The organism is Agitococcus lubricus (genome assembly GCF_003051055.1).
Lineage (GTDB): Bacteria > Pseudomonadota > Gammaproteobacteria > Pseudomonadales > Moraxellaceae > Agitococcus > Agitococcus lubricus.
The window spans coordinates 1-9,179 of record NZ_QAON01000036.1 but is presented as its reverse complement, the minus strand read 5'-3'; the positions used below and the strand labels follow the sequence as shown (position 1 = coordinate 9,179).

The window sequence follows — 9,179 nt, the reverse complement described above, 5'->3', positions numbered from 1 at the left end:
GTCACTAAATTTTGATGTCTTCATGCAGAATCTCCTGCGTTTATCCTACGAGAAAATTCTACTTTTGAAAGCGGTTATTTTTAGGGATGATTACCGGCTAACTTTAGCAATAACTGTAGAATGATGGGGCCAATTGAGCCAGCTGACGGCTTGTCTATTTCTGCGTTTATCAGTAAAGCATTCAATGATGAATTGAAAATGGCAGAAATTTATTCTGAAAGTGGTACAAAAATTACTGGTGATATTACAAAAATTGATTTTTCATCTGTTTCTGGATTAACGAATGGTTACTGGGATATTTCGGTCTCTTTGAAGTCTTCAAACGGTAAATCATTACTTGTATCAAACAGATATGAATTTAAAAGTGGATTTGATGCAATTACAGCATGTAATGCTACGGCTGATGCCTTATCTCCAGCAGTTCAGGATTTAATTAAAGCAACAGTTTCAAATCCTCAGTTTGCTTCTTTATTATAAGCTAACTTCCGCATCAATAGCGACAAGTACCCAGCCGATTTTAGTGTTAATTTTTATGGTTCTGAGGTAATCTCAGCTTTTAATTTTGTTGTGGGTACTTGCGCGTTATGCGCCTAGTTGGACAACTATTAGCGTCTGATTTGCTGTATATTTTTTATCTTATATCTATTTGTTATTGTGGGTTTTACGAGTATATTTAAGTTGTTATCACTCATCTGGCTGCATCGCTAGGCTTATGTAGTTGCGCCGAGCTACATGAAGGTCAGTGTTGTATTGGTTCATCGCTAGTTGTGATTTGTATAGTGAACTAATTTTGTTTGTAGTGTGAGTTTACTAGTCCAACTTCACGCTCAAGCGGGATAACGCCCCAGCCGATTGTTGGGTATTTTTTGAAGGTACTGAGGTACGTCTCAGGTTTTATTTTGTTATGGGGCGTTACCCCTTAGCGTATAGTTAGGCATTCATGTAAGTATTGATATACTTCCACCAACACAAATTCCAATACCAGTTAAAACAACTAATGGCGCAATAAATGTTGCAGAACTAGCTTCTAAATCCATGCAATGACTCAGCCACCAAGCCCCACCAACAACAATCAGAACTCCGCCAAAAATCAAACCAGCCATAAAGCCCCCATAACTAAATTACGCATCAACCCTTGCTATAAAGCAAGCGTTTTGAATATCCGCAAAACCGCGTGACTTTTTACCACTCAAAGGACTTTGCCCAACCTCGCACATTGGGGCTAATTTACAAATCAATTTGTGGAAACAATCCATACTAATCTCATACTCATCAAATAATTTTTGCTCCACCTCATCGGGTTCATATTCTTCACCAAAACCTAAAATGTTAGCCGCCAGTTCTTCTGCGTCATAATCACTGATTGTCATAATTTGCTCACTCTCTCGTTTAAATGCACTAAAGCATCGTTAAAAAATCTTAAATGCTTACTATTGCTTCTATCCTCCCAGTATTCAATCGACATTTCAATGTAACGCTTTTTATTCAAAAGCTGTTCCTTTGTGTTGGTTTTTATACTATTGTATAGCTCAGAGCCTATGTACTCAGCCATGCCTAACTCCTGCGTCAAGTGCGATAACACCCCAAGCATTTATTGCACTTTTTGGCATTATCGACTAAATTTATTAAATGATATTCGTGTGGGTGTTACGCCTTACGCGATTAGTTAGGCTTTAAAATAAGCTAAGGAAAAGTAAATATGAGCGTACAAGGAAGTCTTACACCTGTAGAGCTTTTAGAAACGGCTGAAAAATTATTCGCAACAAAAAATCAAAATATGTATCGAGCTGCAATTTTAGAGGCCATAACTGCTTTAGAGGCTAACGTAAGAGACAAAGCTTTTCCAGCATTAAAGGCGCGAGTAGGTCTTGATTTGACGAAGTGGCTTGAAGAAAAAACAAGAATGGATTTTGATACTAGATTGGGGTTGTTTATTCCATTGATGACAGGGCTGAAAATTGATAAAAAGGATAAGCTTTGGAATGACTATAAAAATCAAAAGAAATTCGTAACAAAGTCACCCATTCAGGGATAAAAGTTACAGAAAGTGACGCACGTTTTGTTATTGATACTATGTATGAATGGATTGAGTATCTTAATCAGGCTCAAGAAATCGTAAAAGATAAAAACAAACAAACTTCCGAGCTTCTTGGCCGCTTTATCCAAGCATCTGCACGCCTAGAGCGAGTCATTTATTCAGCACTTATAAAAAATAGCATAGATGAAAGATGAATTAGACCACTTCTGTCATCATTAGATGAATTGCGTAGACTGTCATTGATTGATGATGCAGCTTTTCGTGAGCTAAACGAATTGCGAATGCTGAGAAATAAAGCAGTTCACTCTCATCCAACATTAGAAGAAGTCGCCATTGTTGAAGAAGATGTACAGCGACTAAATCAATTAGTTGATGAAATAGAAAAAAAATTAACATGACGTATTGAAAAGGAGTTTCATGCAAGAACTGCCTAACTTTTGCGTCAAGTGCGACAAGCACCCAGCCACTCATTGGGCTATTTTTGAATTCAGTGATTGCTGAGCTTTTGTTTATTTTTCTGTTGGGTGCTTGCGCCTTACGCGGGTAGTTGGACAACTATTAGCGTGTGATTTGCTGTATATTTTTTTATCTTCTATCTATTTGTTACTGTGTGTTTTACGAGTATATTTGAGTTTTTATCACTCATCTGGCTGCATCGTTAGGCTTATGTAGTTGCGCCGAGCGGCAGGAAGGGCAGTGTAGTATCGGTTCATCGCTAGTTGCGATTTGTATAGTGAACTAATTTTGTTTGTAGAGTGAGTTCACTAGTCCACTTCACGCTCAAGTGGGATAACGCCCCAGCCGATTATTGGGCATTTTTTGATAGTACTGAGGTCAATCTCAGGTTTTATTTTGCTGTGGGGCGTTACCCCTTAGCGTATAGTTAGATTTTAAGTATGAATGTTGTAGATATAGTAATAATTGGCATACGATTTTTTTGTATTTGGTTGGCTACATATTCATTGCTTTTACTTTTTTCGAGCAGAGGTGTAGATAGCCAAATAGACAAAATTTTTTTTCTTATTAGTTTTGCATGTATGATTGTAAGTATTTTATCTTGGAGATTTTCTAAGTTTTTATCATTATTGATAGTGCCTGCTGAAACGCATGATAAGGAAATAAATATCAAAAATTCTGATAATTTGACTACCTCAATGATAATTATTATAGGTCTTTTTTTATTATCAGAGGCTATACCAGAAATGGTAGTGTTTTTTTATCTATCCAGTCACTCATATTATGAGGATTTACTCATAAAACAATCTCCTAGTTTTGTTAAAGGGACTGTGCAATTAATTTTGGGATTTATTTTTTTATTTAATTCTAGGAGCATCAATAATAGATTAAAATAACAATCTAACTCCCGCATCAACAGCGACAAGTACCCAGCCGATTATTGTGTATTTTTTTATGGTTCTGAGGTAGTCTCAGCTTTCAATTTTGTTGTGGGTACTTGCGCGTTATGCGCCTAGTTAGAGCAAATATGCCTGTATCAGTCTATGGATTTATTGAAGGGTTCACTAATGGAGTAGAAGATGCTCATAATCTTTTGCAACTTCAAGCTCTTCCAGAGATTGGCACTTACTTAACTAAATGCTTGTTTTCCTTTGTTCCACAAAGTAAATTTCATGCTTATTACGGCAGTCATATACACTTTGCAGCTGGATATAAGGAGTTTTACGGCTTAAACGAAGAGTGGCTAAAAGAGTTTGAGAGCCTGCTTTCTAATTTGTATTGGAGTAAAGCAGAGATAATTTTGACTTGGTCGAAAGAGTGCTATCTCTGGAGTTCTGATTATTCTAGCGATAGAAAAAGTGAAGCTCCAAACAAAATTGTGAGCAGAACAAGATTTGAAAGTGCATGGGAACTCAAAGAAATACCTTGGGACTCATGAAGCTCTAACTTAGTGCTCAAGTGGGATAACGCCCCAGCCGCTTATTGGGCATTTTTTGATGGTTCTGAGGTCAGTCTCAGGTTTTATTTTGCTGTGGGGCGTTACCCCTTAGCGCAGGTAGTTAGAATTTTTATGAAGGAATCATTAGAGAAATGCAATGATTACGGAACTGGTTTTATTTTCAATATTAGGCTTTCTTGTAGGTGTTTTTAGCCAATTATTAGTGAAATATTTGTCTAATAAATTTCATTATATTTCAAAGCTCGGTTTATTTACGAATAAATATTTGAATAATCTTACAATTTTTATTATTTTTTTATTATTAATAATTGTATATACAATAGTAATGGCTTCTTGTTATATTTTTTTCAGAAATTCCTATGTACTGAAAGAAGCATATCAAATATGGCACATATGTTTCTTGGCAGGATTTTCCGTTTGCCTTATTGTAAGCAAGTATTATCAAGATAAAAAACGTATAAAAGTTAATGAATAATAATTTTTATAATTGTTTTAATTAATGGCTGTTAAATTCTAACTTTTGCTTCAACAGCGACAAGTACCCAGCCGATTATTGTGTTGTTTTTTATGGTTCTGAGGTAATCTCAGTTTTTAATGTTGTTGTGGGTACTTGCGCGTTAAGCGCCTAGTTAGACATTTTGGCGATATTCTGCTTTTTAAAGAGAAAAATATGGAGTTAGGTGAAGATTTCGAGTCTTATAAGGCTACGAAAAATGTTATTAAACGTTTAGTTTTTTGGAAGGAAGAGCTTGAGGAACAATTAAGCAAGTTTCCAATGGATGCTACGATTTATGGGCAAATATCTGAGATTGAATTGTCGATTAAGAGATTAAGGATTTTAGCAAACACGGAGTTGTACAATGATAAAGCCACCGTACAACAGTTAGAAAATACGCCAGATGATTATAGGTTAATGTGTGAGAATGGCTATAAAAATCGAGAGAAATGGACAGATGCCAAAGTTGGCACTAAAAAAATAATAGTAAAGTCAGGAACATACATAATCAATAACTAAAAAGTATTTAACTTTCTATGTCTTAAGTTATTGTCGGTTTACAAGTAAATATTCATGAATATTTGAAAATTCTTATGTCTAACTAATAATTCAACTGGACACAACCCCGACCGATTATGGTGATATTTTTTATAATTTTGGCAAACTCTCACTTGCTTATTTTGCTGTGGGGTTGTGCCAGTTAATTTTAAGTTAGAAGTTCTTTGGGTTAGGTGGTTTTGTTTTGATGCTTTCGCGTGTTAAGTTATTTCAAGTGCGTAAGGTTGAGTTTTTGGCGTTTGTTGTTTTCTTTGTAAGCGCGAAAATTTGAGTTTTTTAAACAATCAGCAACTCAGGTTTTTATGTTTGAGTTGAAATGGTTATTTAAAGCAATGATTTAACTTCTTGTGTAATTGTTTTGGGCTTATGAGTTTGTGCCAAAGTTGAAAAGAAATCTGAGTTTTTAACGTTAAATTAAATGACCTGTTTCATTTAAAGGCGAATTTAAGTTTTCTTTTTTAAAGCGTCAGGTTATTTTGTTTGTGTTGGGTTAGCTATTCATCGTTGGTTAAGTTGGTGCAGTGCGCTGCACATTTCTAACTAATAATTCAACTGGACACAACCCCAGCCGATTACGGTGATATTTTTTAAGTTTTTGGCAACCTTTCACTTGTTTATTTTATTGCGGGGTTGCGCCAGTTAATTTTAAGTTAGGTTTTTAAAAATGGGAAAAGGTGAATACGATCTTTACAAAATAATTGATCTCGTGCGCAGAAGATCTGGCATGTTTATCGGTGAGCCTTCTACTATAAGTATGTCGATATATTTGAGTGGCTATCAGCAAGCAATGAGAGATATTGGAGCTAAAGATGTTACCTCACCAGATTTTTATGAGTTCCATAATTGGGTGCAAAGAAAATTAGGGTATCCTAGTTCAACGGCTGGTTGGTCGAATATGATTTTGGCAAACATATTAGGTTTACCACCAAACCATTCATGGAATATCAGCTTTAAACTCGATGCCAGTGAAGAGCAGCACGATCAAGCTTTAAAACGATTTTTTGAGTTTATCGACGAGTATCGCGGTAAAGGGAAAACCAATAATGAGCAAACCTAACTTCAGCTTCAACTGCGACAAGTACCCAGCCACTTATTGCTCATTTTTCGGCATTTGTGATTACGGTTTCTTGTTTGCGTTGTTGTTGGGCACTTGCGCGTTAAGCTGGCAGTTAGACGTTTTGATGTTTGTGTAGGTCTGACTTGTTGTTAAGTACGGTACTTTTTATCGCTAGCGTTAGTTTTTTAAGGTATTTACGGTTACTTTCTTTGCTTAACTGTTCATGTTTTTCGTTAGGCTGATGTTTTAAGGTGACTTTTGGTTTTTTTTAAAATGTTAAAAAGCATCGTTAAGCAAAAGTCATGGGTAACAATTATCGCAAAGTCTGTTTGTAATTTCGTTGTGCTTAGGGTATTTTTACGGCATAAACGCTGCGGCTGCTGTAGGTTCTGTGTGTGCGGAAAAAGGATAGAGTTGATTTTGTAGATTGTTGCTTTACCAACAGTTTGTCTAACTCTACATTCAACTGGACACAACCCCAGCCGCTTATGGTGATATTTTTTAAGTTTTTGGCAACGTCTCACTTGTTTATTTTGCTGTGGGGTTGTGCCAGTTAATGTTAAGTTAGAACTATTTTGAATAATACTTTTGGCTTGTTGATGTTGCTTGATTTTATGCGGCAAAGCCGTATAATCTGATAAAACAACATCGGAAATATTATGTACACAGTTATCGAAACTCCAGTATTTCAGCGTTATGCGGCTGATGTGTGGAGTCAGTCTGAGCGAGAAGACTTTATCTCTTGGATTGCTGAAAATCCTGATTCTGGTGATGTTATACCCCATACAAAAGGTTTACGAAAAGTACGTTGGTCTCGTACAGGCATGGGTAAGCGTGGTGGGGCAAGAGTGATCTATTATAATCGTCTTGAAAATGGGCAAATTTGGTTATTAATTGTCTACACTAAAAGTAAGTTTGATAATTTGCCTGTTGAGTTCTTAAATTCTTTGCGAGAGGTAGTTGAAAATGGACGCTGAAATGACAAAATTCACTGAGGATTTACTTCAATCCGTTCGTGAAATGAAAGCTGATATCCGCGCTCGTGAAACGAAGGTTAATATCAGTGATGTTATAGAAGCACGACATAAAGTGGGGCTTTCTCAACAGCAATTTGCCAATGTTCTGCATATTTCAAAACGTACATTGCAGGATTGGGAACAAGGCCGCCGTCAACCCTCTGGCGCAGCACAAACCTTAATTCGTATAGCGTTATCTCGTCCTGATGTAATTATGGAAGTAATGGCTTAGTTTTGTGTCTAAGTTCTAACTAATCATTCAACTGGACACAACCCCACGCTTGGTTTGGTATTTTTTAATAATTTTGGCAAACTCTCACTTGTTTATTTTGTTGTGGGGTTGTGCCAGTTAATGTTAAGTTAGATATTTATGGATAAAAATTGGCTATTAACGAATTTAAAGCTAGCAAGAAGTCAGCTTGATAATTTAATTAAAGAGATTGAGTCAGAACAAGATTCTGACCTAGTAGATGTTGTTACTTTTGTTTTAATCAATTCTGTATATACTCATCTTAATTATGCTTGGAATACTAGATTGATAGGGGCAGATAAAATTGAAGGTGCATCATATGATGAAGCCATTAAATTTCCTAAAGATTTTGACCTATAAATTTGAATAAATAGGTTCTATGTGAAATTTAAAATTGAATACATTGCTACTAAAAGTAGGCCAGCTTATGTTTTTGCACGTCAAATGGGAGAGGGAAACTTTACTCTTTCATTATTGCCACGTTTAGATAGTGTTCCAATAAGAAGAGATATTTCTAGACCTAGGGCATTAACTACTAATGGCGAGCCTGATTTTAAGGTTTTTACATTTACTTTAGTTACAGCAAATGATTTACCAAAACTAAAGATTGGGCAAATAGTGGAGTTGAAGTAGTTGTGTAATATCTAACTAATCATTCAACTGGACACAACCCCGACCGATTACGGTGAAATTTTTAGGTTTTTGGCAAACTCTCACTTGTTTACTTTGTTGTGGGGTTGTGCCAGTTAATTTTAAGTTAGACGCTGTCGTATGTGGCGGCAAAAATATCAGGCTTACATGGGTAAAACTCACCTTTTACACCCTTAATAATCCAATCGCCAATACTTGCAATATGTTGACCTTCTAATGTTTTGATAATTAAGCCACCCCTAACAAGACTGTGGTTTATTTCAAAGTTCTTTCCTGTTGGCTGCTCTACAACATCATTTGTGCCTTCTAAAAAATTATACATTTCTCTATGGTTTTTACCTGTCCACTGTACAGCATCAATAACCACAGGTTTTTTTACAAATTTCATTACTATCACCTTTATGCGTTTAACTCAGCAATCAAGCAGGAAAACGCCCCATACTGACTTGAGTTATTTATTAAGTTTGTGCTACCGTAAAGTAGCGGTTATCAAGAGGGCGTTTCCTCTTATTGCAATAGTTAGAATTTTTATGAAGAGTATGCTTTTGATTTTAGGGATTCTTTTTCCTTTGTTCTGTACTGCAACTGAGTGCAATACAAACATCAAAGAGATTGTTATATCTAAAGAGGGGCTTAAGACTTATAAGCACACCTATACAAGCCCAGATGTGCAATACCTGAGAGAAGCTTTTGATTCTTATCTTGCTGGAAAAATGGGTAGTGGTGCTAGCTCAGAAACAGAATATGAGCCTTTAAAAAAATATGAATTGGCATACTATAAGAGTAAATTTATTGTTCTTGCTATAAATCAAGATGCCATTGGGCAATGGGTTATCGATATCCTGTTTCAGGATCGTCCTGATAAAGTATTTACAGCCGTGACTTATGACGGATTCGAGTTAAGAGAGTTTTCTGATAAAAATTTGCCTGTTTGTGATATTGAAAGATTAAAAATTATGTATAGAAAGTTTATAAAAAACAAAGAGTTATCTTTGTAATTTGAAATTCTAACTTCGCGCTCAAGTGGGATAACACCCCAGCCGATTATTGGGCATTTTTTGATGGTTCTGAGGTTAAGATCAGGTTTTATTTTGCTGTGGGGTGTTACCCCTTAGCGTATAGTTAGAATTATTCACAGGAGTGGTTGAGTAAATGACTTTACTAAGAGTTTTTATTGCTACAATTGCCTCATTTTTTC

Annotated in this window: 16 protein-coding genes; 12 read left to right on the top strand and 4 right to left on the bottom strand. The window is 35.8% G+C overall.

Annotated features, from left to right (window positions below; genetic code table 11):
* Window positions 1-120: 120 nt before the first annotated feature.
* Window positions 121-477, top strand: coding sequence for a hypothetical protein (locus tag C8N29_RS16035; RefSeq protein WP_107867081.1), 357 nt, complete (start codon window positions 121-123; stop codon window positions 475-477).
* A 461-nt stretch (window positions 478-938) separates the two neighbouring features.
* Here the strand turns inward: C8N29_RS16035 and C8N29_RS16905 are convergent, their stop codons facing one another.
* The 3 genes from C8N29_RS16905 to C8N29_RS16025 are packed head-to-tail and all read right to left on the bottom strand — an operon-like array spanning window position 939 to window position 1,552.
* The gene (locus C8N29_RS16905) at window positions 939-1,103 is read right to left on the bottom strand and encodes a hypothetical protein (RefSeq protein ID WP_170107020.1); all 165 of its coding nucleotides are present in this window, start codon (window positions 1,101-1,103) and stop codon (window positions 939-941) included.
* Between the two features lie 18 nt (window positions 1,104-1,121).
* Complete coding sequence (locus tag C8N29_RS16030) at window positions 1,122-1,370, bottom strand: hypothetical protein (RefSeq protein ID WP_107867080.1); 249 nt, start codon at window positions 1,368-1,370, stop codon at window positions 1,122-1,124.
* Complete coding sequence (locus C8N29_RS16025; RefSeq protein ID WP_107867079.1) at window positions 1,367-1,552, bottom strand: hypothetical protein; 186 nt, start codon at window positions 1,550-1,552, stop codon at window positions 1,367-1,369. The genes C8N29_RS16030 and C8N29_RS16025 overlap by 4 nt, the downstream gene beginning before the upstream one ends.
* A gap of 147 nt (window positions 1,553-1,699) precedes the next feature.
* Between C8N29_RS16025 and C8N29_RS16020 the strand changes: the two genes are divergently transcribed.
* The 10 genes from C8N29_RS16020 to C8N29_RS16680 all read left to right on the top strand — a co-directional run bounded on the left by C8N29_RS16020 (window position 1,700) and on the right by C8N29_RS16680 (window position 7,963).
* The gene (locus C8N29_RS16020; RefSeq protein WP_107867078.1) at window positions 1,700-2,035 is read left to right on the top strand and encodes a hypothetical protein; all 336 of its coding nucleotides are present in this window, start codon (window positions 1,700-1,702) and stop codon (window positions 2,033-2,035) included.
* A 242-nt stretch (window positions 2,036-2,277) separates the two neighbouring features.
* Window positions 2,278-2,436, top strand: a complete 159-nt coding sequence (locus tag C8N29_RS16900; protein WP_170107019.1) for a hypothetical protein — start codon at window positions 2,278-2,280, stop codon at window positions 2,434-2,436.
* 498 nt (window positions 2,437-2,934) lie between these two features.
* Complete coding sequence (locus tag C8N29_RS16010; protein WP_107867076.1) at window positions 2,935-3,390, top strand: hypothetical protein; 456 nt, start codon at window positions 2,935-2,937, stop codon at window positions 3,388-3,390.
* Between the two features lie 131 nt (window positions 3,391-3,521).
* Window positions 3,522-3,932 (top strand): hypothetical protein, encoded by a 411-nt coding sequence (locus C8N29_RS16005; RefSeq protein ID WP_107867075.1) that lies wholly within the window; start codon window positions 3,522-3,524, stop codon window positions 3,930-3,932.
* 691 nt (window positions 3,933-4,623) lie between these two features.
* Window positions 4,624-4,968 carry a hypothetical protein gene (locus C8N29_RS15995; RefSeq protein ID WP_107867073.1) on the top strand — a complete coding sequence of 115 codons (345 nt, stop codon included), beginning with the start codon at window positions 4,624-4,626 and terminating at the stop codon, window positions 4,966-4,968.
* A 703-nt stretch (window positions 4,969-5,671) separates the two neighbouring features.
* On the top strand, window positions 5,672-6,064 hold the full coding sequence (locus tag C8N29_RS15990) for a hypothetical protein (RefSeq protein ID WP_146164492.1): 393 nt from the start codon (window positions 5,672-5,674) through the stop codon (window positions 6,062-6,064).
* A 659-nt stretch (window positions 6,065-6,723) separates the two neighbouring features.
* Complete coding sequence (locus tag C8N29_RS15980) at window positions 6,724-7,041, top strand: transcriptional regulator (RefSeq protein ID WP_107867070.1); 318 nt, start codon at window positions 6,724-6,726, stop codon at window positions 7,039-7,041.
* Window positions 7,031-7,312, top strand: coding sequence for a helix-turn-helix domain-containing protein (locus tag C8N29_RS15975; protein WP_107867069.1), 282 nt, complete (start codon window positions 7,031-7,033; stop codon window positions 7,310-7,312). Before C8N29_RS15980 ends, C8N29_RS15975 begins: the two co-directional genes overlap by 11 nt.
* A 138-nt stretch (window positions 7,313-7,450) precedes the next feature.
* Entirely contained in the window at window positions 7,451-7,690 is a 240-nt protein-coding gene (locus C8N29_RS15970; protein WP_107867068.1) for a hypothetical protein, read from the top strand.
* A 21-nt stretch (window positions 7,691-7,711) separates the two neighbouring features.
* Window positions 7,712-7,963: a hypothetical protein gene (locus C8N29_RS16680; protein WP_146164491.1), complete on the top strand. Its 252-nt coding sequence runs from the start codon at window positions 7,712-7,714 to the stop codon at window positions 7,961-7,963.
* Between the two features lie 124 nt (window positions 7,964-8,087).
* On the opposite strand, the gene C8N29_RS15965 is transcribed toward C8N29_RS16680, so the two are convergent.
* The gene (locus C8N29_RS15965; RefSeq protein WP_107867067.1) at window positions 8,088-8,369 is read right to left on the bottom strand and encodes a hypothetical protein; all 282 of its coding nucleotides are present in this window, start codon (window positions 8,367-8,369) and stop codon (window positions 8,088-8,090) included.
* 13 nt (window positions 8,370-8,382) lie between these two features.
* Between C8N29_RS15965 and C8N29_RS15960 the strand changes: the two genes are divergently transcribed.
* Window positions 8,383-8,979 (top strand): hypothetical protein, encoded by a 597-nt coding sequence (locus C8N29_RS15960; RefSeq protein WP_146164490.1) that lies wholly within the window; start codon window positions 8,383-8,385, stop codon window positions 8,977-8,979.
* Window positions 8,980-9,179 lie beyond the last annotated feature (200 nt).

Excerpts from the sequence above, each read along its gene's own strand:
- C8N29_RS16035 (WP_107867081.1), top strand. The coding sequence starts at position 121 with ATGATGGGGCCAATTGAGCCAGCTGACGGCTTGTCTATTTCTGCGTTT.
- C8N29_RS16905 (WP_170107020.1), bottom strand. The coding sequence starts at position 1,103 with ATGGCTGGTTTGATTTTTGGCGGAGTTCTGATTGTTGTTGGTGGGGCT.
- C8N29_RS16030 (WP_107867080.1), bottom strand. The coding sequence starts at position 1,370 with ATGACAATCAGTGATTATGACGCAGAAGAACTGGCGGCTAACATTTTA.
- C8N29_RS16025 (WP_107867079.1), bottom strand. The coding sequence starts at position 1,552 with ATGGCTGAGTACATAGGCTCTGAGCTATACAATAGTATAAAAACCAAC.
- C8N29_RS16020 (WP_107867078.1), top strand. The coding sequence starts at position 1,700 with ATGAGCGTACAAGGAAGTCTTACACCTGTAGAGCTTTTAGAAACGGCT.
- C8N29_RS16010 (WP_107867076.1), top strand. The coding sequence starts at position 2,935 with ATGAATGTTGTAGATATAGTAATAATTGGCATACGATTTTTTTGTATT.
- C8N29_RS16005 (WP_107867075.1), top strand. The coding sequence starts at position 3,522 with ATGCCTGTATCAGTCTATGGATTTATTGAAGGGTTCACTAATGGAGTA.
- C8N29_RS15995 (WP_107867073.1), top strand. The coding sequence starts at position 4,624 with ATGGAGTTAGGTGAAGATTTCGAGTCTTATAAGGCTACGAAAAATGTT.
- C8N29_RS15990 (WP_146164492.1), top strand. The coding sequence starts at position 5,672 with ATGGGAAAAGGTGAATACGATCTTTACAAAATAATTGATCTCGTGCGC.
- C8N29_RS15980 (WP_107867070.1), top strand. The coding sequence starts at position 6,724 with ATGTACACAGTTATCGAAACTCCAGTATTTCAGCGTTATGCGGCTGAT.
- C8N29_RS15975 (WP_107867069.1), top strand. The coding sequence starts at position 7,031 with ATGGACGCTGAAATGACAAAATTCACTGAGGATTTACTTCAATCCGTT.
- C8N29_RS15970 (WP_107867068.1), top strand. The coding sequence starts at position 7,451 with ATGGATAAAAATTGGCTATTAACGAATTTAAAGCTAGCAAGAAGTCAG.
- C8N29_RS15965 (WP_107867067.1), bottom strand. The coding sequence starts at position 8,369 with ATGAAATTTGTAAAAAAACCTGTGGTTATTGATGCTGTACAGTGGACA.
- C8N29_RS15960 (WP_146164490.1), top strand. The coding sequence starts at position 8,383 with ATGCGTTTAACTCAGCAATCAAGCAGGAAAACGCCCCATACTGACTTG.